Below are 26,542 nucleotides of genomic sequence, written 5' to 3'. Positions count from 1 at the left end.
ACTCTTAAAATTTTCTTAATTTACTCTTGCGGAAGCGCCTGATTTTCTCGCGTGCGCCATTCAACAATCGACTTCAGCGCCAGCGTCAGCAATGCCAGCAAAGTCAGCAGTGATGCCACCGCAAAAGCCGCAGTAAAGTTATATTCGTTATAGAGAATTTCGACTTGCAAAGGCATGGTATTAGTCTCGCCACGGATATGCCCGGACACCACCGACACCGCGCCAAACTCACCCATGGCGCGGGCGTTACATAAGATCACGCCGTATAACAAGCCCCACTTAATATTCGGTAAGGTCACATGCCAGAAGGTTTTCCAGCCAGAGGCACCGAGTACCAAGGCAGCTTCTTCTTCCTCGCTACCTTGTGCTTCCATCAAGGGAATCAACTCACGCGCAATGAAAGGGAAGGTCACAAAAATAGTCGCCAGTACGATGCCAGGCACCGCGAATAAAATCTTGATGTCATGTTCCCGCAACCACGGACCAAGCCAACCTTGCGCACCAAACAACAAGACATAAATCAAACCAGAAATCACAGGCGATACCGAGAACGGTAAGTCAATCAAGGTCAGCAAAAACTGTTTACCACGGAACTCAAATTTAGCAATCGTCCAGGCGGCGGCGACACCAAAAACTAGATTCAGCGGTACTGCAATGGCGGCGGTAATCAACGTCAGTTTGATGGCGGACAAAGCATCCGGTTCGACGATGGCCTTAAGGTAAACTTCCCATCCTTTTTTAAACGCTTCAAAAAATACGGCTGCCAGCGGAATGAACAAGAACACAGTTAAAAAAGTCAGCGCCGTGATGATTAACAGCGCACGGACCCATAAAGGTTCTAGCGTGGCAGACAAACTAATTGCCGGCTCGGTGCGACGTGGTGCTGAAGTCTGAATTGGTGTCTGAACTGGCGGGGGAAACGCAATTGGGGTACTGGTCATTATGCAGGCTCACTTTTGTTACGGTTGCGGCTCCAGGATTGTAATAAATTGATCGTCAACAGCAAGCTAAAGGACAGCATCAGCATGACGACGGCAATCGCGGTCGCACCGGCGTAATCGTATTGCTCTAATTTTGTGATCATAAACAGCGGGGTGATTTCGGACACCATAGGCATATTGCCTGCGATAAAAATCACTGATCCGTATTCACCCGTAGCCCGCGCAAAGGCCAGCGCAAAGCCTGTTAGCAGAGCCGGCAAGATGGTTGGCAAAATCACTTTGACAAAGGTTTGCCAATGGCTGGCACCCAGACTGATGGCGGCTTCTTCTAATTCTTTTTCGGCTTCTTCCAACACCGGTTGTACGGTGCGTACCACAAAAGGCAAACCGATAAACGTCAGCGCCACTAATACACCCAGCGGCGTAAACGCGACTTTGATACCCAGCGGCTCCAGATATTTTCCCAACCAGCCATTCGGCGCATACAGCGTTGCCAAGGTGATCCCCGCAACCGCAGTCGGCAGCGCAAACGGCAAATCTACCAGCGCATCAATCAGACGTTTGCCCGGAAATTTATACCGTACCAACACCCAGGCTACGATCCCGCCAAACACCACATTGATCAGCGCGGCTAAAAACGAGGCACCAAATGTCAGGCGATAAGACGCCAGCACCCGCTCCGATGTGACGGTATTCCAAAACGCCTCCCAGGTCATGGTAAAGGTTTTTAAGAAAATCGCCGACAGCGGGATCAGCACAATCAGGCTGAGGTACAGCAGAGTAAATCCCAAGGTCAGATGAAAACCCGGGATAACTCTGCTGGGTGCATTGCGCTGTTTTTGCAGCTTAGGAGTGAGTGAGAATGCCATTCGTTATTACTTATTTAGCCGTTGAGGGGCAATAATGGCACTCGCTCGTTATATAGAAAACGATTTTTTTCGAATTTTGATAGATGAATTTCGTATAAAGGGCAGGATTTTTTGCGGGAAGTTACCGGTCATATAAGTATTTTGCTCAAGCAGCTTTCGCAATCTCGTTATCGACGCCAAGGCTGGCCTTGGGTGTATCCAGCAAAAATCCCTGCAAGAAATAAGGCAAGGTCTGGTTGGCTGACAGCTCTTCTACAATCTGTGCCAATGATTGCAACTGCTGATCTGTCTCTATCCGCTTAAATATGACGCGACTACCGAGTTGATTTGCATGCTTCAATAAAGTCCGCAACGAGTCGTGTTGTGCAGACTCAGCCCCAGCGTCCTTGGCGACAACCTGGCGTACATCAATCTTGATGACATCGGGACGTATTTTTGCCATGAGCTCCAATGCCTGCAAGGTATCGCTCGCATGCACGCCTATCCTAAAACCGTTACGTCGATAATTGTCTGCTACGTGTTGCAGCATCCAGCGCTGATTAGGAATAATTTGTGGCAATTGCAAAACGATCTGCTGCTGTGGCAACTCCAGCAGATGAAGAATCCGCCGAAACGCCGCGCCATGATTACCTTCTACCGCGGTTAACAAGCGGGTGTGGATGCTTAAAAACAAATCCAATGTCGTCGTCTGCGATGACGCTTGCTGGTAAAAATTGATCGTATGCAAAATCCGGCATAAGCTATCTAGCTCTACTGACTCATCATCATTAGCGGCGTGGTCAAGCAATTTCCAGATATGTAAGCCCTCGCCATCAACAGCATAACTACGGGCATAACCATCATAAGCCACGATGTGCTGATCTAGATGAGCCGAACTGGCTGAAATGTACTCGTCAAGGTCGAATGAAAATATCGCCCCAAAGCTTGGCCTTGCGCATCCAGACGGATGTGAGTGTTAGCTGGATTGGCAAGCTGTAAATGCCGCAAATATTGTTGTAAAGCAGGAGATGTCATGTTGACTCCAATGCGTATGTCGGTAAAAAATACGCTTGATATTGAATATACTCCCCACTAAATTATTAAAATATGCTCTATTGTCTAGGAATTACATGGACAATTAAATATACCAATAGGGAGTATATATATTTAGCGAAAATAGGTTTTACCAGAATATTCAGTAAAATTTTAATAAAGACGTTGCAACCAATATCGACCGCCGAGGCTAGTTTTGATTGCATGCCATCGGTTATTGCTGTTTGTGCCTTGCAGAATAAAACACACTACAAAAAATCAGAACGAATCGTTTCGCGGTTGGATAGTTGGTTTGCGCATATGTGCAGAATTACACTATGTCGCAGTGGATATCTGGGATTTGCCCCAAGGACTAGGTAGAGCGGCAATTTACGCAAAACAAGCTTATAAAAATTAATCGTCTATGTAGGCGGCCTAATATGACGCCGCATATACGATCATATAAAATAACTATCCGCTTAGTTACTCATAATGAAAACTGACTCCAAACCATGAAAACAGCACTGTTAATCATCGATGTCCAGCAAGGTTTATGTGAAGGTAAGTACGCCACTTTTGAATCGCAACGTGTCATTGCCAACATTAATATGGTGTCAAAAAAAGCGCGAGATGCAGGTGCGCTCGTGATCTTTATCCAGCATGAGTCATCATCAGGTTTACTGGCATTTGGCAGCAAAGCTTGGCAACTGGCGGACGGTCTTCATATTGAGCCAAGCGACTTACGGCTTCGTAAGACTGCTTCAGATTCTTTTCATCAGACGGAGTTAGATTCTTTGCTGAAACAGCATGCGATAACTGATCTGATTATTTGCGGTATGCAGACAGAATTTTGTGTTGACACCACGGTGCGCAGAGCATTGGCGTTGACTTATCCTGTGGTCTTGGTTGCGGATGCACATACCACTGAAGATAGCGAGATTTTGACTGCCGCGCAGATCATCCGGCATCATAACCGCACCCTCACCAATATAGACAGTTTTGGGGTGCTCGCTATTGCCGTTGCGGCGAGCGATGTGCTGATCTAACTAAGATATAAGTTAGATAAGTTATATAAGATGAGTCAGGCGTTTATGGTTTAGCGACGATCTGTCAGTACATCGATAAAAAAAGCGCATGCAAAATTCATTTGCATACGCTTTTTTTATTTAATCAGTTCACAGTTTAAAATTGTCGTGCAGGCAGTAAAGTTCCTTCAACTTCCCCAAAACCTATCCGCGGCAAGCCTGACTTTTCCGTCCAGGCGCGCATGATGACGGAGTCGCCATCTTCCATAAATGTGCGTTGTTCACCGTTACTTAATATCAGTGGCTGTTTGCCGCCGACACTCAGTTCCAACAACGATCCCGCTTCTTCCGGTGTAGGACCCGATTGAGTTCCAGAGCCGAGTAAATCTCCAGCCCGCAGGTTACAACCGTTGACGGTGTGATGCGCCACTAATTGCGAAACGCTCCAGTAAGAATGACGGAAGTTAGAAAGCGATAAACGCTGCGCAGGCAGGCCTTGCTCACGCATAGATTTGGTTTGTAGCAAAACTTCCATCTGCACATCAAATGCACCTTGCTCACGCACCGCTGCAGAATCCAGATACGGCAGCGGTTGCGGGTCGGTAGCATCACGTTGCCACTGCAAACGGTAGGGCGCCAAAGCTTCTAGCGTGACGACCCAAGGCGAAATCGTGGTGGCAAAATTCTTTGCTAGGAAAGGTCCTAGTGGTTGGTATTCCCAGGCTTGCATATCGCGTGCCGACCAATCGTTGAGCAAACATAGGCCAAACACATGCGATTCTGCGTCATCAATCGCTACCGCATCGCCGAGTGCATTACCTCGCCCTACAAAAATACCAATCTCGGCTTCATAATCAATCCGCTTTGCTGCACCAAACACTGGAGTTGTCGCCGTCGGTGGCATAGTTTGTCCGACAGGGCGACGGAACTGCTGACCAGAGATCACAACCGATGATGAACGACCATGGTAGCCAATTGGTACCCATTTGTAATTGGGCATCAGTGGATTATCAGGACGGAATAATTTACCCACAGCCGTCGCATGATGGATGGAAGTGAAAAAATCGGTGTAGTCACCGATGTGTGCAGGCAGAGCATATTCCGCATTTGCTTGCGGCACTAAAGCACTTTTCAATAAATCTTGTTGTGACATACCTTCACGCAGCGCTCGCGATAGTTGCAGACGTAATGTTGTCCAGGTCGCGTTCCCTAACTCCATTAAGGCATTTAAGTGATTACTGCGGATCGCCTGATCAAATGCCGTCGATTTTAACGTTGAAAAAACACCTAGCGTATGTGCTGCGGCAAGATCCAAAATCCGATCACCAATCGCGACACCGATACGGAAATTTTCTGCAGTCCCTTTCTTGCGGAACACGCCATAAGGCAAATTTTGTATCGGAAAATCGCTGTTGATATCATTCGCAGAGGTGACCCAGCTACGCAAGTTAATATCGTGGGTTTCATTCAATTGCAGAGTCGCTTGATTGCTCATATTGAGGTTCCTATTTGGATATCGTTAGGCTTGATTGGGATTGAAATTTTTCTTGATACCCATCCAGCATTGGTAGTAATCGGCTTGCAATTGCGGAGACGTCATTGCCGCACGCGTCGGCTTGATGATGGTTCGAGTCTCGATCATAAAGGCCATGGTATCAGCGATCTTATGCGGTGCGCTGGTGTCGGCTGTACTTGCTTTGTCAAACGTACCAGCATCCGGGCCATGACCACTCATACAATTATGCAGACTGGCGCCACCGGGTCTGAACCCTGCGGATTTAGCATCATACTGGCCGTGGATTAAGCCCATAAATTCGCTGGCGATATTACGATGGAACCAGGGCGGACGGAAGGTATTTTCTGCTGCCAGCCAGCGCGGTGGAAAGATCACAAAGTCGATGGTGTCAACGCCCGGGGTATCACTGGCAGATTGCAAGACTAAAAAAATCGACGGGTCGGGATGGTCATAACTGATAGAGCCGATGGTATTAAAGTGCCGCAAGTCATATTTGTAGGGCGCAAAATTACCATGCCATGCAACGACATCCAGCGGCGAGTGGCCAATTTTGGCAGACCACAAATTGCCACTAAACTTAGCCAGCAATTCAAAATCACCTTCGCGGTCTTCATAGCTCGCATGCGGAGTCATAAAGTCGCGTGGGTTTGCCAGGCCGTTGGAGCCTATTACGCCCAGATCCGGTAGCTTAAACGCGGCGCCAAAATTTTCGCAGACATAACCGCGCGCGGCACCATCCGGCAGCGTGATTTGAAACCGGATACCACGCGGGATGACAGCGATTTCTTGCGGCTCAATATCGATGACGCCGAGTTCAGTTTTAATCTGCAAACGACCTTGTTGCGGAATAATCAGTAACTCCGCATCAGCATCATAAAAAAACCGATCACTCATATCGAGATTCGCCGCATACAAATGGATAGCACAACCGCTTTGTGCGTCCGCTGAGCCATTCCCCGCCATCGTCATCCACGAGTTAATAAAATCGATCGCTTTATCCGGCATCGGCAACGGATCCCAGCGTAATTGATTGGGTGTCGATGGTACCTGATCAAACTGATTAGTCATCGCGCCATTATCAATTTGCACGAAGGGCTGATGCATTGCCGCTGGCCTGATCCGGTATAACCATGAGCGGCGATTGGAATGGCGCGGTGCGGTAAATGCCGTGCCAGAAATTTGTTCGGCATATAAGCCATACGCACACTGCTGTGGTGAGTTCTGATTTTTGGGCAATGCGCCGGGCAAGGCTTCGGTGGCGAATTCATTCGCAAATCCGGTTTGATAGCTGCGCTGGATAGAAGAATAGGCAGAATTAGCGGAATGTTCTTTAATGTGCGGCATGGCAGTTCCTACAGAAATAAGCGCAATTTTGATGTGACATCAATATAGTCCAGCTAGTCAAAACCTGCGACATAAATACAAAAATGTACTACATTCACAAAATCAATAATGGTTAAGAACTTTTTAAGCGATTTTTAAATGATAGAACCGAAAGACATAGACCTGAACTTGCTGGTAATTTTTCAGGAAGTATTTCAGGACAGGCAAATTTCATCTGTCGCAAAAAAGCTAGGGCTATCCCAACCCGCTGTCAGTAACGCGCTGGCAAGGCTGCGCCGTACTTTTGATGATGAATTATTTGTCCGTACGGTGTTAGGCATGCAACCAACCCCGTTAGCCACCGGCTTAGCTGAGCCAATCGCCAGCGCTTTAGAAAATATTCGCCAGGCATTAAATCAACAAGAGAGTTTTGATCCCGCAAGCAGCAAACGGCAATTTACGATTGCGATGACGGATGTGGGTGAGGTTTATTTTATGCCTGTGCTGGTGGAGCGATGTCAGTTATTGGCGCCACAATTGCAGTTTTCTACCGTCCGCGCCAGCAGTATTGATCTGAAGTCCGAGATGGAGGCTGGGCGGATTGATTTAGCGATTGGCGCATTTGATACGATTTCTGGCGCACTCTACCAGCGTCGACTGTTTAAACAAAATTATGTCAGCATGTTCCGTAGTAGCCATCCTTTAGCTGGTGACAAAATCAGCTTGAGTGATTTTTTAGCAGCACAACACTTGATCGTGGCATCGCAAGAGAGTCCTTACGACAGGATTAATCAAAGCTTGGATAAGGCAGGCATCAAGGCGGCAGCACATTTTTGTGTGCCACATTTTGTGGCAGTACCTTATATAGTCAGCACGACCGATCTGTTAGTGACGGTGCCGCAAAAGTTGGCAGAGCGTGCCGCAGCGCCGTTCAATTTAAAGTATGTTCGCCCGCCGCTACGCTTACCTTCTTTGCAAACGAATATATTCTGGCATCGCCGCTATAACCAGGACGAAGGCAATCAATGGTTGCGCCAGTTTATTGCAGAGCAGTTTGCGGAGTAAGTCAGCTTGTCAAACTAATGGGGTGAAAATCCTTCACCCCAGGACTGAAAGCTTTTCTGCCATCGCCATAAAGTTTTGCCCTACACTTTGTATCTTAGGACTTACGCAAAATTGTTCCAGCAAGGCGCAGCGACGAAGACAGTACTTGAGTACGACGAGTCGTTGCAACGCAGCTGGGGTATTTTTGCGTAAGTCCTGTATCTATAATTAATTGTGACGGAGAATCAGCATGCCCATCATCACCTGCGTAGAAGACTTGCGTTTACTGGCAAAAAAAAGGGTGCCGAAAGCCTTTTATGACTATGCCGATAGCGGTTCCTATACCGAGAGCACGTATCGCGCCAATACCGATGATCTGGCCAAACTGAAGCTACGTCAGCGGGTTGCCATCAACGTTGATCAGCGCTCTACCCGCACGACGATGGTAGGGCAAGAAGTTGCCATGCCTGTCGCGATTGCTCCGACAGGATTGACGGGCATGCAATGGGCTAATGGCGAGATGCTGGGCGCAATCGCAGCAGAAAAATTTGGTATTCCTTTCACGCTCTCCACCATGAGTATTTGTTCGATTGAAGATGTGGCGAGCGTTACTACAAAACCATTCTGGTTTCAGCTCTATGTCATGCGAGATCGTGGCTTTGTCAAAGAAATGATACAGCGGGCAAAAAATGCAAAATGTTCGGCCTTAGTATTGACGTTGGATTTGCAAATTTTGGGTCAGCGACATAAAGATATCCGCAACGGCATGTCAGTTCCGCCAAAATTAACGCTGGCAAATATCCTTGATCTGGCGACCAAACCAGCATGGGCGCTACGCGCATTGACTGGTCGTAAAACCTTTGGCAATTTAGTTGGACACGTCAAAGGAGGTGATGGGATTTTAACCCTGAGTCAATGGACTGCGAGCCAATTTGATCCAACCTTAAATTGGGATGACGTGGCCTGGATCAAAAAAGAGTGGGGTGGCAAGTTAATTCTTAAAGGCATCTTGGACGTAGAAGACGCTAAATTAGGCGTCGCAGCCGGTGCCGATGCGATCATCGTTAGCAATCATGGTGGTCGTCAATTAGATGGCGCAATGTCGTCCATACAAGCATTGCCAGCTGTTGTGGATGCGGTCGGGCACTTAACCGAAGTCTGGTTTGATGGCGGCATTCGCACTGGTCAGGATATTTTAAAAGCCACTGCTTTGGGCGCGAAAGGCAGCATGGTTGGACGTGCCTTTTTATATGGCTTGGGTGCGATGGGTGAGCAAGGCGTGACTAAAATGCTGGAGATTTTGCACAAAGAATTAGATGTCAGTATGGCGCTGACAGGTACTAAAGATATTCGTGAGGTTGGGCGACATAATCTGGCACAGCTGTAGAGATTTAACAGAGCAGATTACTAAAAAATCACTGCACAGAAAATATCTGTGCAGTGATTTTTGCTATCGTCTTGTTATAAACCGGAGCGATATCAATTCGTGATATCGCTCCGATCTTTTAAGCCGCTTCTAATTCAGCTTGTTTGACGATATGCAAGTTATCGCCATCAATTGCAATTTTTCTTGGCTTATATACTTCAGGTACTTCGCGGATTAATTCTATATTCAGTAAACCATTATCTAGTTTGGCACCAACCACTTTGACGTGATCTGCTAGGCGGAAACGGTGCTCAAAATCACGTGCTGCAATACCGCGGTGCAAGAAGGTGGATTGAGTCTCATCCTTTTGTTTTCGACCAACGATTTTTAAGGTGTCTAATTCGCTTTCCAACTCCAGTTCAGAGCGCTCAAAGCCAGCGACAGCCATCGTGATGCGGTATTTATCTTCGCCGATCAATTCGATGTTGTAAGGTGGATAGCTGGGGGCTGCATCAGTGCGTTGCGCTTCATTAAATAAATGCGCTAAACGGTCAAAACCAATGGCAGAACGGTACAGTGGGGCAAAGTCAAAATTACGCATGATATATCCTCGAAATAAAAGTAAGCGATATGGAAAAAAGCTATTTTCAGCTCCATGCTGAATAAGCTAGCAAGCCTCTGTTGAGCACTTGCTAATACAGATATGGGCATACTGTTTTAGAATTTCAAGACTTTATTTTTTCAAAAATTTTTCAATCAGATTTATTATTTTTATTAAATAATTTTATCGTTGATTTATTTCATATTTTTGTAATGAGTAAATTGATACTTCGGTTATCTATTACCTGAAGCGGAACGAATGGATTTACAATCACGTCCGACATTGGAATTACAATTATTTAAAAAATTTTATGGCAAAACTTTATTTCAGATATTCAGCAATGAACGCAGGTAAATCTACTGCCATGCTACAAGTCGCTCATAACTATGAAGAGCAAGGACAAAAAGTGCGGCTGTACACGGCGGCAATTGATCATCGTTACGGTCAGGGCAAAGTGACATCACGTTTAGGCCCGCAACGTGATGCGGAGATATTTGATGCCGACTACGACTTTTTACAAGCCATCCCACAAGTCAATTGTGTGTTGGTAGACGAAGCACAATTTTTGACATCGGCTCAGGTACGTCAGTTGCATCAGCTCGCACAAGTCAAAGGCGTACCGGTAATTTGCTATGGTTTGCGTAGCGATTTTATGGGAGAACCATTTCCTGGATCGGCTTATTTATTGACACTTGCCGACGATATTGAAGAGCTAAAAAATATCTGTGCTTGCGGAAAAAAAGCCACTATGAATATTCGTCTGGATGCCAATGGCAAGCGTGTTAAAGCGGGCGAGCAAGTAGCGATTGGTGGCAATGAACGGTATCAACATGTGTGCGGTAAATGCTTTTATTCTTGAGAAATTTTCTTCTGCTCAGCGCCTGTGCGATTTCCTGTAATACGTAAAAATAAAAATAAAAATACGCAGTAACAATTCGCAACACTTTACCTGTCAACAGAAACTAAGCGAGTGGCGTTTGAGAGATACGTAGATTGACTACGTGAAGTAAATAAGAGCCGATAAAGGCAAACATACTCAAGAACAGGATTAATCATGAACAAGCTGATCACCACACTCGTCGCTACTACTTTCGTCATGGGTACAGCGTTCGCCCAAACAACTACGACAGCGAAACCTGTAGCTCCATCTGCGTCGGCCTCTGCCAGTGCAAGTGCTTCAGTCGCTGCCTCTACCACCACAGCACCAGTCGTTGGCAAAGCTGCTACGGCTTCTTCTGCTACCCATATCATCAGCAAAACAGCGAGTGCAACGACACCAGCTGCATCTGCTCCAATTGCAAAAATAACGCCAGCGTCGGAAGAGAAGTTAGATGCGAAAACTGAGGTTAAACAATCTGAGCCTAAGCATAAAACTCATGCCAAAGCGAAAGACGTAAAAACGGAAGATGTAAAACCAAAACCAGCTCAGTAATTAGTTCAAGAATGTATTTGTATTTTACTAAGTGTATTTTGTTAAATAAATTGCATTAGACGTGACTTTTTAGCTCAGTCCACAACAAAAATCCGGCGCTTTAAACGCCGGATTTTTTATTTATATATTTATATTATTTAGACTTCCATTTACAGAAATAACATTTTATTACCAAATAAAATTGCAAAAAAAGTTTAAATCAAGGCCAAAACTACATAAAAAATGGGTTTTTACAGAGAATTCCAAAAAAAATCCAAATTCTTGTCAACCAAGATGGGGAGATAAACGCTTTTAGCTACGAGGATAAGACATTTCTGTAACAGAAATGCTCCGATAAATAGGGAGTACTTACAAATGATCTACGAATTATTAATCCGCTCTTCTGGACAAAATACAGCGTCATCCAACAATCTGGTTTGGATCGATGCAAACTTATCGACACGATCATTTGAAAAATGGCTCACAGATCGCTCCCTGTTAAATAAAACTGGTAACGCACCAGTTGCGCGCTGGAGCATCATGCAAACCGACAGACCAGCTCATTTCAAGCTTGACAGAGATACAGCGGCGCTGGAGCACCACATCTCTGAATTGATCAACGGTAATCAAGTTATCAAAGCCGTACCTGATGCGTTGAAAGCCTTAAAGGCGTTCCAGTTAGCATCCGTCACGAAAGAGCTTGCTGAAGTTTTTTAATCAGGGCTTACGCAAAGACGTCTCAGCGGCGTCATGCATCCTAGGTTGATCTTCTTCCAAGAGCAATTTTACGTAAGCCCCGCCGGTTCGTTTTCATCTTCATTCATTTCAGACTTGTGTTGAGTTTAACTTGTCTGAGTTATTAAAAATCCCCCATCACATATTGAATGCCATGGGGGATTTTTAATGCCTGTACTTATTGCAATAAAAATTCTTGCAATAAAAAAGTCTGACAATTATTTTAATTGTCAGACTGGAGATGGATAAATCAAATTCAAATTAATTATCTCTACGGCCTCTGCCATGGTCATCACCATGATCTTCATCGCGGCCTTTGCCGTGACCCCGGTCATGATCCCTGTCATAGTCTCTGCGATCATCGCGGTAGTCTCTTCCGTGTTCATGTTCTCTGTAGCGCGGCACATAGACATCGCGGTACCAACGTTCTTGCACAAAATAGACTGGCTGGCCGCAGGCATTATAGTTGCCGCAATATTTACGCCAATTTTTTTGATGTCCAGGCGGTACGTATAAGTACATTGGTTCTCTGACGACGCCAACGGGTGCTGCATAGATCACTGTTGGCCTGCTATAAACGACTTGTGGGCCTGGTACGCTGCCTATATCAATGCGACCGTACATACCTGGCTGCGCGATGTTGATGGAGACGCCGATGTCCGCAGCAAACGCAGATCCGGTTGCTGCGATGATGGACGTTACTGACATCGCTAGTATAAATTTTTTCATCATTTCTACCTCATACGCCTTGCGGCAATATCTATACAACGTTACCCAAACACATCCGTTGACCTAATAACGATTGCTGCTTCTGTTATGTTAGATGAATAGACTGTATAAAGTTCCGTCCTAGATGCATTTGTATAAGAGACGCGCAATAAAAATGCAAACGGCGTGTAGTGCGAATGGTTCGCGCTACACGCCATAGAAGAGCAACATAGTAGTCGCTAAGCAATAAATTCGACTACTAAGTTCTCTAAATTAATAACAAATGCGTCAAAAATCAGTGCAGCATTTGACCAATTATTTTGGCATTAAAACAGTATCAATCACATTGATTACGCCATTAGATTGATACACGTCATACGTGCTGATATTGGCTGTGTTGCCGCTTTCATCCATCACTGCAATATTGTGTTTTCCGTTCATGGTGAACATCAATTTACCACCGCTTGCCGTTGGCAAAGTTGCTTTGCCGGACTGCTTGGTGATCTCGCGTTCGAGCGCCATAAAATCATACTTACCTGGCACCACATGGTAGGTCAAAATTTTTGTCAGTGTTGCTTTGTTCTCTGGCTTGACCAATGTTTCTACCGTGCCCGCCGGTAGTTTGGCGAAGGCTGCATTGGTTGGTGCAAATACGGTGAAAGGACCTTTGCTTTTCAGTGTATCTACCAGGCCGGCTGCTTTGACAGCCGCGACTAATGTTGTGTGATCTGCGGAGTTGACGGCATTGTCAACAATATCTTTACTTGGAAACATACTTTGACCACCGACCATCACGGTCATGTCAGCAGCATAGCTGGCACCGAACGTCATCATGGATGCTACGAACAGAATTGCTGGGCTAAATTTACGCATGTCTATCTCCTGAAGAATTACTTGTGCATGATTGCCTAATCATTTACGCGAGCAAGGATCAATCGGATTCAAGAAATAAAAAAATAAGTGATTTAACTCCATAAAAAAACGGCATCGTTACTCCAATAAAATTCAGTCGTTTTTTTATCGGAGATAGAAAATATCCATTTGAATTTCCTATCTGTTGATGGATATACTAGTGGAGAGTATATATTACTTGTCCAGGTATTATTTTGACAGTGAAGGGTTTTTTATAAAATTGATAGGGAGTATATTGAATTAACTGAAATTAATCTCAATTAAAAGAGCGCAAATTTGCGATGTATTTGAGCTCTAGTTGTCATTAATTAGCTGAGAAAAATGTATTCAGAAAAACAAAATCTAAGCACATTTTTTTAGCCTATTTTCGATAAAAATTTCTCAGTTTTACCAGGGCAAAAAATCACCTCGGTAATCTAAAAACTGCCCAGAATTTTCTGGCATGAGTTGATCAATTACTGTGAGCAGACGTGTCGCCGCGGTGGAAGGCGTTTGCACCTCCAGCCCCGTTTTACTGAATGGCGATGACAAAGATGTTTGTACCGTGCCCGGATGCAGCGCGACACAAATTGCTTCGGGCTGGCGTCGATTTAATTCTATCGCCGCGGTGTGCACGAGTTGATTTAAAGCGGCTTTAGAGGCGCGATAACTGTACCAGCCACCTAAGTGATTATCGCCAATGCTACCGACCTTGGCTGACAAAGTAGCGAACACCGATTTGCCTTCGCGCGGCAGTAGAGGGAGTAAGTGCTTCATCAGCAAAGCGGGACCAATCGCATTGATTGCAAATGATTCCATCATGTGTGCAGGATCTAGTTGTCGCCAGCTTTTTTCTGGTTGCATTCCATCGCGTTGCAAGAGTCCTGTTGCATCAATAATTAAGCGCGGTACGCCAACGCTTGCGATGTATTCCGCGCAGCTTGCAATCGAAAATTCTTCCAGTAAATTTAGTGCAGGAAAACTGCTACGGCTAAGGCCAATAACTGTTTTAAAAGTGCCGTTGTTTTCTAATGCAGACAGGAGCGCGCTGCCAATGCCGCCGGTCGCACCAATCACCACACAAACGCTGTCTTGTGGAAATGAATTCATCGTTATTTTGGGTCTGTAGTGACTTTTGTCGTTGATATGATCAACGTTCAGAAATCAACGTTCAGAAATCAAAATCGGTAAAACCTTGATCCCCGAACGCATTAATGTCACATGTCAGTGATTATCGTCACTTGGCTTAATCAGGCTTTTTTATTCCAGGCACTGCACCAGCCTTTGGCATTTACCTGCTTGCCACCGACTGCACCGCACACTGCCCACGCATCGGTACTTTTACCTTGGAATAATTGGCAGCCAGCGCAATTGCTGTTGGCGACTTTATTGGGATATTTTTTTGCATCGATTTTACTCGCATCGTTTTTGTAACCGAGTGCGGTTGCGATAGGATCACTTTCTTCCAAATGGACTGCTTGAGCTGACGCAATATTTGCAGTGCCTAACAAAATTGCAGTGGAAGGGATGGTAGTAAATATGAACTGCCGGCGGGTTGTCATAGTATTTCCTTTAAAAAGGGACTAAAAGTGTATAACTGAGTAAATCAATCAATTGAACAGTCGATAAATGAGGCAGCAATCTAAGTATGAGCAATCAATTGATGCGCTAATTTATCATCAAAAAATAATTCAAGTGAGCGTTACGTTGCGCCGTGTTACCAGTCGAAGATAAAAATTTCTATTTTATTGAACTGGATTTGTATTACTAATTTAGGCTGTTATCCGATTTGTGTCCAGAACTTGAATCGATATACTGTGATAATATCGGTTCATTGATGTGTCAATTGCAGTATTTACTGTGTATTTGTCTGAAGTGAGATTCAACCTGAACTGGGGGAAATTATGGCGTCCGAAAATAATATGAATGACCCACATGCGGCGACTTACCGCAGCGGTATTGCGGCTCGTTTGGCTGGTGTGCCGGTTGAAACCTTGCGGGTGTGGGAGCGCCGCTACAGCGTGGTCGGTCCGCGTTTGAGTGAACGTGGTCAGCGTTTATATTCGTCGACAGAAATTAAACGTCTCACTTTGATTAAGCAACTAGTCGATATGGGGCACTCAATCGGCTCCATCGCGTCGCTACCGACCGATGCGTTGATTGCCATGCGCAGCGCCGCCAGAACATTAGAAGCGCCGCCACGACTCGCTGGTGAGCTTGCCCGTGAGTTGCGGGTTGGATTGATCGGCCCGCTGGTGTCATCTCGTCGGTTTGAAGAAACCTTATCGGATAACGCGCTCAGAGTTGTGGGACGCGCCGTCAATGTAGTCGATGCTACCACCAACTTGCAAAACGTGCGAGCGGATGTCATCGTGATTGAGTTGCCGCTGTTAAATGAGGCGACTTTTGACACGGTGGCGGGTATCAAGAAGATGTTTGGTGCTAGTCAGGCGATTGTTTTGTATCGTTTTGCACCGAGTGCAGTGATTCGGCGCTTGCGGTCGGTCGGGCATGAAGTCGCACGCGCACCGTCAGACGCGATCGAAATTGAATCGCTTTGCCGTGCGCTGCTGAGATTGCCGCAGACGGAAGTAAAAATCGTCGTGCCTGCGAATGAACTAGGTGATCCGCCACCTCCAAGATTCGACGAGCACGCTTTATCTGAGTTAGCCAATGCGACCAACTTGGTGTATTGCGAATGCCCACGTCATTTAGTTGAGCTAGTCACCAGTTTGGGCAGCTTTGAGCGTTACAGTGCCGAGTGCGCCAACCGCAATGCTGATGATGCCGCTCTACATCGTGATCTTCAACAAACTGCCGGACATGCCAGAGCGATTTTAGAAAATGCCTTAGTAAGAGTGGCAATTGCGGAGGGTTTGGAATTGCCGCCGAGCATGAAAAGAGTTACGGAAGAGGCTGTGAGTTGAGTATTGAATTGAGCGGTGAGTTATTAAGTGCAGCGTCGCTTTTGGGTAAAGTTTTACTAGCGTTGAAAAACGGGCGTAGCACATTTAAATATGCTTGCTGAAACAATATACTCCCCGATATTTTTATCTAAATAAGCCGATTGTCCAGAGAATAATTGGACGATTAAAATATACTATAGGTAAGTATATTGATTTATCAGTTGAAGTCCAGACTAAATGTTGGATTTATTTAAAGAAATTTCGCAGACAGATTCCCTTCAATCAATCTGCAAAAAATCTAAAAATAAGTCCAGCCATTCAGCTAATAATTCAGGCTACTACTTGGTCTATCAATTAGTCGATCAATTAGTTGATCACTTAGTTAATCTAAGATTCAATCCTGGATGCCCTCAGTTCATCTACATGAACAAGTGATCAAACCAGTTATTGCATATGCCAGCCGTGGCTGACGGTAATGGATTGACCTGTCAGCGCATTGGAACCAAATGCGGCGAGGAATATCGCGGTTTGTGCAACGTCTTGTACCGTCGTAAATTCGCCATCGACGGTTTCTTTCAGCATCACGTTTTTAATCACTTCTTCCTCGGTAATGCCTAGTTCTTTGGCTTGTTCTGGAATTTGTTTATCGACCAATGGCGTGCGTACAAATCCCGGACAAATGACATTGGCGCGGATGTTATTTTTCGCACCTTCTTTGGCAACGACTTTCGCCAGACCAACCAGACCGTGTTTGGCTGCAACGTAAGGTGCTTTCAACGGTGATGCCTCATGCGAGTGGACCGAGCCCATGTAAATGACTGAGCCGCCTTTACCGCTGGCGATCATCGCACGCATGCAAGCGCGGGTGGTGAGGAAAGCGCCATCAAGATGAATGGCGATCAGTTTCTTCCAATTATCCAAACTCAGATCTACGATAGGGCTGATGATTTGTATACCCGCATTGCTGATCAAGATATCCACGCTGCCATAAGCGGCGACAGCATCTGCTACGCCTTTGTCCACTTGCGCTTCGTCAGTGACGTTCATCGCCACGGCCATTGCAGTACCGCCTGCTTGTTCGATTTCTTTGGCGGTCGCGGTGGCGGCATCCAATGCCATATCGGCGATTACAATCTTCGCGCCTTGCTTAGCGTATTCCATGGCGATTTCTTTACCGATACCGCTGGCAGCGCCAGTGATCAGAGCGACTTTATCTTTGAGTAACATGAGATTTCCCTTATTTGGATTGTTGCAAATAGTCGTACGCGACAGTGCCATACGGCAGCGTCAGGTCGGCCAGAATATGGACAGCAGATAGTATTTCCAGCACTGGCAGCGCTGCCACTGGCGCCAGTGCATGCGGACTTAAATCTAATGCGCCGGGTCCGCCCCAGGCGCCTTTGATGATGATATCGGTCAAGCTATATTGCACCAGTTCGCAGATGCGAGGTGTACCGTCCACGTGGGGAATAATTTTAAGCAAAAAGCTGGGCGCTGCCATCGATTTTTTGACCGCCTCCACATCCAGTTTGGTGTGCTTAAATCCCATCGTACCGGTTGCAACCCGCACATCACTGTAATCCAGCGTGCCGACCAGCGTATCTTTGTGGACTTTTAATTCTGGCTCGCCCAGTTTTTTAGGAAAGCCCCACAACTCGCGGCCAGCCGCAATCGGAGGATGATCATTGAGATACATGCTATGAACGTAGCCGCCTTCCACGCCATCCAGCGTGACGGGGATGACTTGTCCAGATTCACAATAATGGCCAAAGCCAGTGGAGTCTGGCATGTTGATAAATTCAAATTTGACGATCGGTTCCGTCATCTTTAGCGGCGCTGGAATCACTTTTTGTAAAAGCTCGGGATCAGTCCGATAGGTGATGATTAAAAATTCGCGGTCAGTAAAGCGATACGGTCCAGGCGGGAAAGCAGAATTGCTATATGGCATCGCAAACGCATTGCGACGGATTTCATCTTCGGTCATAAACGTAATCCTTGATGTGGTAAGTGAAGAGAGCGTGCACTGTTACAAAACTGAGTACAAAACTGAGTACAAAACTGAGTACAAAACTGAGTACAAAACTGAGTACAAAACTGAGTACAAAACCTATAGAGGATTTAGCTAATTCGTCAGCAGAATTGTCGGCCAAATCGTTAACCAAATCGCCAGCTATTTATCAAGGCTGGCGACTAACTTAATCCATCACTATAAGCTGATTTCATATGCTACATCTGTACGACAGAGCACATATTATCCAGTTCATTAATTTTACAAATGTTACTTATAGAGTGGATGCTCAGTTTGGGCTTAATTTGTACTGGACGTCATACCGTTGACATAAGCGGTGAATAAAATCGGCCTCTTTTGAGGAGATACCCAAGATGAAAACCAACGAGCCAACGCAAGACGCGCTTATACAAAACACAGAGTCACCAAAAAATCTGAGCCGTCGTGGCTTCGTCATTAAAATGTCATCCGTCGCAGCAGTAGTCGCCTCTGGCGGTGTATTGACTGCTTGCGGCGGCTCTAATGCGGATGTTAATTTAGAGCAGGCATCATTCAACTACGGCATTGCCAGCGGCGATCCTTTATCTGACCGGGTAATTTTATGGACCTATGCAAAAGTATCTACCGACGCATCGGTGGATTTGCAATGGCAAGTAGCGACGGATGCGACGTTTTCTACCATCGTTTCTTCCGGTAAAACAACCACGACAAAAGATACAGGCTTTACCGCAAAAGTTGATGCGACCGGACTCAGCCCCAACACAGAATATTATTACCGTTTTATCGCTGCCAATAACAGCGTATCGGCAGTTGGACGTACCCGCACTTTGCCTGTCGGGAATGTGTCAGAAGTCAAGCTAGCCGTATTCTCTTGCAGTGATTACCCTGCCGGCTATTTCAACGCGTATGACTCCGCAATCTCATCCGGCGCGCAATTTTCTTTGCACCTAGGCGACTATATTTACGAATACAAAGACGGCGTTTATCCTCCGGCTGCCACTGCGGTCACGGCGCGTATTTCTGCACCTGCGAATGAGGTCGTCACCCTCGCCGATTATCGTGCCCGTCATGCCTTACATAAAGCCGATCCGTATGTCAAAGCACTGCATGCCCGCATGCCAATGATTGCGATTTGGGATGACCACGAGTTTGCCAATAACGCCTACATGGATGGCGCAGAAAATCATGATCCAGTCACACAAGGTCCATGGGCGGCGCGCAAAGCTGCAGCGAGTCAGGTTTATCACGAATGGATGCCCATCCGTACACCGGATCCGACCAATTTGTTAAAGATTTATCGCTCTTTTGATTTTGGTAATTTGTTGTCGCTACATATGCTGGATACCCGCATCATCGGTCGTGAGCATCAGCCAGACCGCACTAATGATGCATCAGGTCGTGACATCGCTGATCCGGCGTTTTTGCCATATGCGTTCAATAAGAATAAGCAGTTGATGGGCGCCACTCAGCAAGCTTGGTTGGACACCCAAATGACCGCATCCAAGGCGACTTGGCAAGTGCTGGGCAATCAAACGGTGATGGGGCGTATTCAATTGCCAGCATCTGTGCTGTCGACGAATCTGAGTACCGCATCTGTGACGGCTTATTTGACAGCAAAAGCGACGCCAGTTGCATTGCAAACTCAAGCACAAAAGGATTTGCTGGACTTGAGTAAAAATCCAAAAATTTCCTACAATTTTGATAATTGGGAAGGCTATCCCAACGCCCGCGATGCGCTGTTCACGTCTGCCAATAAACTCAAAGCAGCGAATAAGAAATTTTTGGTGTTATCCGGTGACAGTCACAACGCTTGGTTTAATAAATTAACTTTGCCGGATGGCACGCAAGTTGGCGCAGAGTTTGCGGGGATGTCGGTGACTTCATCAGGATTTGAGGGCGTTTTCCCGCCAGCAGTGGTGCCGCCAGCCACCTTGGCTGGTACGATCAAAGCGCTGGTCGACGACATCAACTATATCGATACCTCACGTCGTGGTTATATGCTGATTACCGTCAATCAGAACGTGGCAAAAGGGGATTATATTTACGTCAGTTCGGTCACTAGTTCGACTTACACTACATCGACCGATACTCTGACTTATGCGGGTTAATACGGCCGCTTAAATTGGATAATAGTGCAGGTGGCAGCAATGCTGTTTCACCTGCACTGATCTGTACTGATTAGCCGATCTAAAAGCTAAAGCGCTGCCGGCGTTTTGATATACGCTTTCCACAAATTCTGAAATTGTCCGCCGTCGGTAAGGATCGTTGTCTGGTTGGTCGCACCTGCGCTAAACACAACACCAACGCCGCCAACTTTGGTAAATTCTGCCGGGTGAGTCAGTATGTAATGCACACGATTATCACGGTAATGCCCAGGCGTACCGCCAGGTGTAGCCGAAGGCACGCCCATCGGCATTTGCCACCACAGCACAGGCAAACCGCCGATACCCTGCTGGATAATCGAGACGCCACTCAGGTAGTCATGGAAGTTGGGTGAGGTCAAATTGGACTCGTCCCAATACAGTGCCGCAGTTGAATGATTGCACTCGCTTGGCGATGGCAAAACCTCATAGCAACCTGCATCACGGTCTATCGTTTGTTCCACAATGAAGTCTGCTTTGGCTGCACCTATCTTAGTCATAAACTGCGCTACATCCGCTTCTTTACGACCAAAGATCGATACCGGAAAACCGACCAATGCTTTCGGCGCATATAGACGCGCAAGCGTTAACATGCAGCCAGCAATACCAACAGCGTCATTTGTCAGTGCAGAGCATTCAGGCATAATTGTCACTTGTGCAGAGAGTTTGGTCGGGTCGCCACCAGGCGCCTGGCTTTGCACATAACCCCAAAAATCTGGCTCTAAATTGACCAAGGCTGGACCATCAAATTTCTTTAATTCAGTGAACAGTAATTTTGTCTGCGCCCAATATTTCGTCATAAAGTTGGCATCCGTCAAACCAGATAAATTGCCATCTCCATTTTGTGCCATCTGGTACAAAGTAAACATCGGCACAGCACCAATATTTTTTGCATTAGTTGCCGTGATACCGACATATGCACCACTAGGCAGATTCCAGCTAGGCCATGCGGTATTACCGACGCCAACCAAATACTGATCATAAATATCGGGTGTGATTGATTGTGCTTTGATATCTGTGGTCGACATGCCCGAGCCAAGGCCGATCAGGAATTGTTTTGGCTTCCCCATTTTTTGCGCCAAAATCGCCGCGACCGAGTCAGGTAAAGGCGTAACAGGCGCTGTCGGCACTGTTGGTGGTGTTGGGGTAGTTGGCGTAGTCGGTGGGGTAGGGGTGGTCGGTGTCGTTGGCGTAGCAGGCGGTGTCGTTGCAACAGAGCCCGATGACGCCGTATCTGATCCGCCACCACCGCCACAGCCAGATAAAACCGAGATTGCTGTGAGCAATAAAATAAGCCGGGAAGAAGTCATCATGATGGGTGTGCAATAGAAAAATTTTTGTAAATGACGCCAAGCGTCAACCGACGGAATGTTGATCGTATTCGGCAGATTCTACTGAACAAGCAACGATTTAGCACAACAAAATCTGCATCCTTATGGCGTAGTGATATGCGGTTATTGAATATCATTGGAAAATATGGTTAATAAAATAAAAACTGACGCAAAAGCACTCCAGTTTTAATGAAATGATTTTGTGTCAGTTTTTAAGATTTTCAACAGCTCGTACAAAACAGCACAAAAAGGTAGTAAAAAATCACTAAGCCGAGGTAACCATCAGATCATCAGAGATTTTTCTAATGGCTGCCTCAGTGACTACCTCAGTGACGAACTCAATGAGTGATTTGAAAACTTACTTGGTTTTTGGTGGCGTTGCTGGAACATCCAGATTGGTGTTCAACTCCCCCGCTTTGCCTGCTGCTTTGGTTTCTGCTTTTACTTCTGCGCGGGTTTTACCTGCACTTTTATCCGTTTTTGGGATAGGATCTAAATCCAGATTTTTGGTCGCTGTGCCAGATTTGACGGCGGCTTTAGCTTCTGCCTTGACCTCAGCGCGTGTCTTGCCGCTGGTTTTATCTGCTTTGACAGGGATAGGATCTAAATCTTGATTCTTATCTAACTCGCCGGATTTTCTGGCAGCTTTGATTTCCTCTTTTACTTCGGCTTTAGTTTTTCCTGTTGCGACGCTTGCAGATGCACTGGCAGTTGCGCTCTGTGCATATGACGTGCTCGCCAACATGATGAGTGGTAAGGCCAATGGTAAAACGAACAATGAGAGATGCTTTTTCATTTTTGAGGCTCCTTAGGTATTGTTATCGGATAAAACAAGATGTGAACCGGATACGCCATTACTTGATGTTGCAAAGTGATGTTGCTCTTTATATCCTGCCTACGTCAATTCTTATGTGCGCTAGATCACCTTAAGATGAAAAAAATTGAGGATAAAAATGTTCTTAAGACGGAAATTTGTACAAAATACTCCTTAAAAAATCTCATCAAAAATGTCTGCTGTCGACAGTTTTCCGAGTTCTAATTACTTACTCTATATTTGTTTTTAGACATGTATATAAATATACTCACAGTGAGTATATTTATATCGTCCAATTAATCATTGGTCAATATGGTGTTTTTAATAAAAATAAAGGGGAGTATATAAAATTACCTTTAACTAACTGACACTGGCGATCTGCGCGGCTACTTGCATCGCTATGATGAATGTTTGCCTCACTCATCATCTATGGTCAATCTGCGATAGGTTTAAGCAAAGCTAATGTGTCTGTTTTTGCACTATGTTGTTTTAGAAGGCTCAGATTTCTCATTGATGACCTTATCGTGATGAGCTAAACAGATTAGCCCTAAGTGATATTTACTTAGGCTCACTACACTTATTTATACTTACTTACACTTAGCGGCACATAACGCCGCTCCCCCGTTGCAGCCTGGTAGAACACTTGGGTGAGTGCACCGGTTTCTGGATCGATAAACTCTTCGTCAGTTTTTTGCCATTCACCTTTATCTAAATCTGTGATTGTGGCGGTTGGTCGATAGCGCCATTTTTCCAACAACAGCGCGGCCAACAAAATCACTCCCCAAAGGGTGACGGGCAATGCATGCGCGTTGCCGGCCAATATAAAAACCAGGCCTGTGATCGTCATTAACGATCCGACGAACAATAATGTGGTGCGTAACATTAGGTCAACACTCCCTAGTTTTTCTCAATTTTCTCAACAATGACCGCTGTGCCGTAGGCCACGATTTCACTCATGGTCTGACCGATTTCGGAGGAATCAAACCGCATCATCACAATTGCATTACCACCCATTAGGCGCGCATTTTTCACCATGCGGTCAACCGCGTGGCGACGCGCTTCCTCCAGCAAGGATGTGTATTCTGTAATCTCACCACCAATAATGGAGCGCAATCCCGCCATGATGTTGCCACCTAATCCTCGGCTGCGGACGACCACGCCGAACACTTGCCCTTTGACTTCCAGCACACGGTAGCCAGCGATATTTTCTGTGGTGGTGATTAACATGATGTTCCTTTATTGGTGGGGGAGCCCGCACTGTAACTTGCCAAACAGTTCTCTAAAACGGTAATCCACGCACGGAATTACCATCTGATGACTACCGATTTACCATCAATCTGGCATGTGCCAATTTGATGGCGACACGCTAGGATGTTACTTGCACGCCTTTCCAAAAGGCGATAAATCCAGCGATTTGTTTGGCGGCGTCTTTGGGCGTTCTATACAGCCAGGCGGCGTTCTCATTGATCTTTCCATCCACCTCAAGGCTGTAGTAATCTGCCGTGCCTTTCCAGCCGCAGACAGTATGATGGGCGCTGTTTTTTAGGTATTCAGCATTTACTTTGTTTGGCGGAAAATAGATATTGTTCTCGACAATCTCAACTTCCTCGTCCGTCGCTTGAGCGATGATCGCTCCGTTCCATATTGCTTTTGGCATGATCGGGCTTCTTTCCTTGGAGTGAAAAATGCATCATACGCCTTACGCTTTACCCGTGTATTGGATGCTTAATGACGTTCTCAGTTGGTTACATTAGTTACATTGCTGCATTCACTATAGCGCCGCTAATGTCAGTTACAAGCTAGCTAAGATTGTTGATTGTCTTTTGACGAGTAGTTGAATATGATGTTTCCAGACGGTATTCTGTGAATGATTATTTATTTATCCCCCGATCCAAAAATTGGATTAACGAATATACAAATTACTAACAGTTAAGTAACTCAGTTAGTCCGCATATTTACGGTATTACTTTTGGGTGATAACAAGCTATGTTTTTATCGAAGCAAGCATCGCGGCCAAAACTTGCCACCTTATTGACTGGTGGTGTCAGCATTGTTGTGCTGTGCACAGTCCTGTCGATGTTAGTTCTGGTAGACCATTTCGCAGATAATTATGCGCAAAAGCAGGCCGAACAGCGCTTGCAACAACTCTCCTGGCAAATGCGGGATGAGCTAGACCAGGTGATGCAAAAAGCCGTCGGCGATGTTCAACTGCTGTCGCAATTAAATCAAATTAAAGACGCAAAAGATCCAGGCGATATTCGTAACATTGTCGATACACTACAAACGACTTTTCCATCTTATGCCTGGATCGGTTTCGCGGCACCGGATGGCAAAGTCATTGCTGCGACTAAGGGTTTGTTAGAAGGTGCGGATGTCAGTCAGCGTCCTTGGTTTCAACAAGGCCAAAAAGGGCTCTACGCTGGAGATTACCATCCCGCCTTATTGCTACAAAAGCAGATGCCCTACAGTGCAGATCCCTGGCGTTTTGTGGATGTATCTATCCCTATCCATTCATCTGATGGCACCTATCGCGGAGTTATCGGCGCGCATTTAAGCTGGGGCTGGGCGCGTGAAATGGCGCGGACTTTATTATCACCGGTGAACCAACAATATTCTGCCGAGATTATGGTCGTGCGTGAGGACGGCACGGTCATTCTTGGACCCAAAGGCATGGAAGAAAAGAAGATTAAATCTACCAGTTTGACGCAATCACGATCTGGCAAAAGTGGTGCCACGGAAGAGAAATGGGAGGATGGGCAAGAATACCTTACCGGTTATGCTCTTACCGGCAACCAGCGAAATTATCCCGCATTGAAATGGAGTATTTTAGTACGCCAGCGCAAGGATCTTGCCATGGCAGCACTGCGCAATCTAGAACACGAAATTTTGTATTTAGGCGGTGTGCTAGCGCTGATATTAGCCTTTATTGCGGCAATGATGGCGCGTCGTTTGTCATCCTCTTTAATACAATTAAGTTCATCAATAGAGCGCCGCGGACAGCATCGCACCTTGGAATCTATACCCATCGTCAATGGATTCCATGAGGCACATCTTTTATCTGTGACTCTGGCCGATATGGTAAAAAAAGAAGGGCAGTATTTAGCCGGAATCGAACGTGCCAATGAGAGTCTTGAATCCACAGTCGCTGAACGCACGCGTGAAATTGAGACTAAGGCTAATGAGCTGGAATTGTCTTTGCAACGTCAGCGCAGCGCGCAAAGTCGCTTGCAGGCGATTACTGACAATCTTCCCAGCATCATCACGTTTATGGATACACAAGAGCGCTATTTATTTGTAAGCGCTTTCGTCACTACGGAGTTTGGTGTCAAGCCTGAGGAGCTGATGGGCAAGACTTTGCGAGAGGTAGTTGGCAACAAATTTTACGCAGGCTTAGCAACATATGTGCAAAGAGTATTAGCTGGTGAACGTGTCAGTTTTGAGGCCGAAGGAACCATCAATAATCGAGTCTATTATTATCAATCTATTTACGTACCGGCATTGAATGATGCGGGTATTGTAGAAGGATTTTACGCGATGAGTTTTGATATCGCCGACCGCAAACGGGTAGAGATGATGAAGAACGAATTTGTCTCAACCGTTAGCCATGAACTGCGCACACCCTTAACCTCAATCAATGGTGCTTTGCGTTTGGTTGCAGCCGGAGTTGCTGGCGAAATTCCGCCTAAGGTCAAAGAATTGACGATAGTTGCAATGCGTAATACAGATCGTTTACTGCGCTTGATCAACGATATCTTGGATATGGAAAAAATTGCTTCCGGCAATATGGAGTTCAACCTCAAATTAACTGTAAGCCCTCCATAAACCCCAGATAGCGAGCAGATTTCGTGATTTTTATCGATTTTCGTTCAAAGGTGTGATTCAGGAGAGCTGGCTTAATTTT

The 26,542-nt window shown here is 45.9% G+C and carries 27 protein-coding genes; 9 read left to right on the top strand and 18 right to left on the bottom strand.

Going from position 1 to position 26,542, the window contains the following annotated elements:
- Positions 1-20 precede the first annotated feature (20 nt).
- The 4 genes from cysW to AAKU61_RS18030 form a co-directional block, all read right to left on the bottom strand.
- The gene (cysW, locus tag AAKU61_RS18045; RefSeq protein ID WP_354334505.1) at positions 21-941 is read right to left on the bottom strand and encodes a sulfate ABC transporter permease subunit CysW; all 921 of its coding nucleotides are present in this window, start codon (positions 939-941) and stop codon (positions 21-23) included.
- Positions 941-1,810: a sulfate ABC transporter permease subunit CysT gene (gene cysT, locus AAKU61_RS18040; RefSeq protein ID WP_322120489.1), complete on the bottom strand. Its 870-nt coding sequence runs from the start codon at positions 1,808-1,810 to the stop codon at positions 941-943. The genes cysW and cysT overlap by 1 nt, the downstream gene beginning before the upstream one ends.
- 145 nt (positions 1,811-1,955) lie before the next feature.
- Complete coding sequence (locus AAKU61_RS18035) at positions 1,956-2,660, bottom strand: EAL domain-containing protein (protein ID WP_354334503.1); 705 nt, start codon at positions 2,658-2,660, stop codon at positions 1,956-1,958.
- Positions 2,661-2,671: 11 nt separating this feature from the next.
- The gene (locus tag AAKU61_RS18030; protein ID WP_354334501.1) at positions 2,672-2,824 is read right to left on the bottom strand and encodes a hypothetical protein; all 153 of its coding nucleotides are present in this window, start codon (positions 2,822-2,824) and stop codon (positions 2,672-2,674) included.
- 509 nt (positions 2,825-3,333) lie between these two features.
- Between AAKU61_RS18030 and AAKU61_RS18025 the strand changes: the two genes are divergently transcribed.
- Positions 3,334-3,867, top strand: a complete 534-nt coding sequence (locus AAKU61_RS18025) for a cysteine hydrolase family protein (RefSeq protein WP_354334499.1) — start codon at positions 3,334-3,336, stop codon at positions 3,865-3,867.
- A 136-nt stretch (positions 3,868-4,003) separates the two neighbouring features.
- Here AAKU61_RS18025 and fahA read toward each other — a convergent pair whose 3' ends face one another.
- Positions 4,004-5,341: a fumarylacetoacetase gene (fahA, locus tag AAKU61_RS18020; protein ID WP_354334497.1), complete on the bottom strand. Its 1,338-nt coding sequence runs from the start codon at positions 5,339-5,341 to the stop codon at positions 4,004-4,006.
- A 24-nt stretch (positions 5,342-5,365) separates the two neighbouring features.
- Complete coding sequence (gene hmgA / locus AAKU61_RS18015) at positions 5,366-6,706, bottom strand: homogentisate 1,2-dioxygenase (protein ID WP_354334495.1); 1,341 nt, start codon at positions 6,704-6,706, stop codon at positions 5,366-5,368.
- A gap of 138 nt (positions 6,707-6,844) precedes the next feature.
- On the opposite strand from hmgA, the gene AAKU61_RS18010 reads away from it, so the two are divergent.
- Positions 6,845-7,750 carry a LysR family transcriptional regulator gene (locus tag AAKU61_RS18010; protein WP_354334493.1) on the top strand — a complete coding sequence of 302 codons (906 nt, stop codon included), beginning with the start codon at positions 6,845-6,847 and terminating at the stop codon, positions 7,748-7,750.
- Positions 7,751-7,979: 229 nt separating this feature from the next.
- On the top strand, positions 7,980-9,116 hold the full coding sequence (locus AAKU61_RS18005; RefSeq protein ID WP_354334491.1) for an alpha-hydroxy acid oxidase: 1,137 nt from the start codon (positions 7,980-7,982) through the stop codon (positions 9,114-9,116).
- A 118-nt stretch (positions 9,117-9,234) separates the two neighbouring features.
- Here AAKU61_RS18005 and AAKU61_RS18000 read toward each other — a convergent pair whose 3' ends face one another.
- Positions 9,235-9,696, bottom strand: a complete 462-nt coding sequence (locus AAKU61_RS18000) for an Hsp20 family protein (RefSeq protein ID WP_354334489.1) — start codon at positions 9,694-9,696, stop codon at positions 9,235-9,237.
- A 310-nt stretch (positions 9,697-10,006) separates the two neighbouring features.
- Between AAKU61_RS18000 and AAKU61_RS17995 the strand changes: the two genes are divergently transcribed.
- From AAKU61_RS17995 to AAKU61_RS17985, 3 genes are all read left to right on the top strand, one after another.
- Positions 10,007-10,555: a thymidine kinase gene (locus tag AAKU61_RS17995; RefSeq protein WP_354334487.1), complete on the top strand. Its 549-nt coding sequence runs from the start codon at positions 10,007-10,009 to the stop codon at positions 10,553-10,555.
- Positions 10,556-10,750: 195 nt separating this feature from the next.
- Complete coding sequence (locus AAKU61_RS17990; protein WP_322120480.1) at positions 10,751-11,128, top strand: hypothetical protein; 378 nt, start codon at positions 10,751-10,753, stop codon at positions 11,126-11,128.
- A 354-nt stretch (positions 11,129-11,482) separates the two neighbouring features.
- A complete protein-coding gene (locus AAKU61_RS17985) occupies positions 11,483-11,824 on the top strand; it encodes a hypothetical protein (protein WP_322120479.1) in 342 nt (113 codons plus the stop codon).
- A gap of 279 nt (positions 11,825-12,103) precedes the next feature.
- On the opposite strand, the gene AAKU61_RS17980 is transcribed toward AAKU61_RS17985, so the two are convergent.
- From AAKU61_RS17980 to AAKU61_RS17965, 4 genes are all read right to left on the bottom strand, one after another.
- A complete protein-coding gene (locus tag AAKU61_RS17980) occupies positions 12,104-12,571 on the bottom strand; it encodes a hypothetical protein (protein WP_354334485.1) in 468 nt (155 codons plus the stop codon).
- Positions 12,572-12,865: 294 nt separating this feature from the next.
- Positions 12,866-13,423 carry a fasciclin domain-containing protein gene (locus AAKU61_RS17975; protein ID WP_503012632.1) on the bottom strand — a complete coding sequence of 186 codons (558 nt, stop codon included), beginning with the start codon at positions 13,421-13,423 and terminating at the stop codon, positions 12,866-12,868.
- Positions 13,424-13,849: 426 nt separating this feature from the next.
- Positions 13,850-14,551 (bottom strand): SDR family NAD(P)-dependent oxidoreductase, encoded by a 702-nt coding sequence (locus tag AAKU61_RS17970; RefSeq protein WP_354334483.1) that lies wholly within the window; start codon positions 14,549-14,551, stop codon positions 13,850-13,852.
- 140 nt (positions 14,552-14,691) lie between these two features.
- Positions 14,692-15,003 (bottom strand): high-potential iron-sulfur protein, encoded by a 312-nt coding sequence (locus AAKU61_RS17965; RefSeq protein ID WP_322120476.1) that lies wholly within the window; start codon positions 15,001-15,003, stop codon positions 14,692-14,694.
- Between the two features lie 342 nt (positions 15,004-15,345).
- On the opposite strand from AAKU61_RS17965, the gene AAKU61_RS17960 reads away from it, so the two are divergent.
- Positions 15,346-16,368 carry a MerR family transcriptional regulator gene (locus AAKU61_RS17960; RefSeq protein WP_354334481.1) on the top strand — a complete coding sequence of 341 codons (1,023 nt, stop codon included), beginning with the start codon at positions 15,346-15,348 and terminating at the stop codon, positions 16,366-16,368.
- 423 nt (positions 16,369-16,791) lie between these two features.
- Here AAKU61_RS17960 and AAKU61_RS17955 read toward each other — a convergent pair whose 3' ends face one another.
- Together AAKU61_RS17955 and AAKU61_RS17950 are read right to left on the bottom strand one after the other, a co-directional pair.
- The gene (locus AAKU61_RS17955; RefSeq protein WP_322120474.1) at positions 16,792-17,574 is read right to left on the bottom strand and encodes a 3-hydroxybutyrate dehydrogenase; all 783 of its coding nucleotides are present in this window, start codon (positions 17,572-17,574) and stop codon (positions 16,792-16,794) included.
- A 10-nt stretch (positions 17,575-17,584) separates the two neighbouring features.
- Positions 17,585-18,331 carry an acetoacetate decarboxylase gene (locus AAKU61_RS17950; protein WP_322120473.1) on the bottom strand — a complete coding sequence of 249 codons (747 nt, stop codon included), beginning with the start codon at positions 18,329-18,331 and terminating at the stop codon, positions 17,585-17,587.
- 398 nt (positions 18,332-18,729) lie between these two features.
- Between AAKU61_RS17950 and AAKU61_RS17945 the strand changes: the two genes are divergently transcribed.
- Complete coding sequence (locus AAKU61_RS17945) at positions 18,730-20,463, top strand: alkaline phosphatase D family protein (RefSeq protein WP_354334478.1); 1,734 nt, start codon at positions 18,730-18,732, stop codon at positions 20,461-20,463.
- Between the two features lie 86 nt (positions 20,464-20,549).
- On the opposite strand, the gene AAKU61_RS17940 is transcribed toward AAKU61_RS17945, so the two are convergent.
- The 5 genes from AAKU61_RS17940 to AAKU61_RS17920 all read right to left on the bottom strand — a co-directional run bounded on the left by AAKU61_RS17940 (position 20,550) and on the right by AAKU61_RS17920 (position 24,298).
- Positions 20,550-21,809 carry a hypothetical protein gene (locus AAKU61_RS17940; protein ID WP_354334477.1) on the bottom strand — a complete coding sequence of 420 codons (1,260 nt, stop codon included), beginning with the start codon at positions 21,807-21,809 and terminating at the stop codon, positions 20,550-20,552.
- 376 nt (positions 21,810-22,185) lie between these two features.
- Complete coding sequence (locus tag AAKU61_RS17935) at positions 22,186-22,623, bottom strand: DUF4148 domain-containing protein (RefSeq protein ID WP_354334475.1); 438 nt, start codon at positions 22,621-22,623, stop codon at positions 22,186-22,188.
- Positions 22,624-23,218: 595 nt separating this feature from the next.
- Positions 23,219-23,524: a hypothetical protein gene (locus AAKU61_RS17930; RefSeq protein ID WP_354334473.1), complete on the bottom strand. Its 306-nt coding sequence runs from the start codon at positions 23,522-23,524 to the stop codon at positions 23,219-23,221.
- A gap of 14 nt (positions 23,525-23,538) precedes the next feature.
- On the bottom strand, positions 23,539-23,868 hold the full coding sequence (locus AAKU61_RS17925) for a YbjQ family protein (protein ID WP_323492780.1): 330 nt from the start codon (positions 23,866-23,868) through the stop codon (positions 23,539-23,541).
- Positions 23,869-24,007: 139 nt separating this feature from the next.
- On the bottom strand, positions 24,008-24,298 hold the full coding sequence (locus tag AAKU61_RS17920; protein WP_354334470.1) for a DUF427 domain-containing protein: 291 nt from the start codon (positions 24,296-24,298) through the stop codon (positions 24,008-24,010).
- Positions 24,299-24,627: 329 nt separating this feature from the next.
- On the opposite strand from AAKU61_RS17920, the gene AAKU61_RS17915 reads away from it, so the two are divergent.
- On the top strand, positions 24,628-26,463 hold the full coding sequence (locus tag AAKU61_RS17915) for a cache domain-containing protein (protein WP_354334468.1): 1,836 nt from the start codon (positions 24,628-24,630) through the stop codon (positions 26,461-26,463).
- Positions 26,464-26,542 lie beyond the last annotated feature (79 nt).

The sequence above is a fragment of the Undibacterium sp. GrIS 1.2 genome, from assembly GCF_040544435.1.
In the GTDB taxonomy this organism is placed as follows: domain Bacteria; phylum Pseudomonadota; class Gammaproteobacteria; order Burkholderiales; family Burkholderiaceae_D; genus Undibacterium.
The sequence above is the reverse complement of the archived record's forward strand: the minus strand, read 5'-3'. Positions and strand labels throughout refer to the sequence as shown.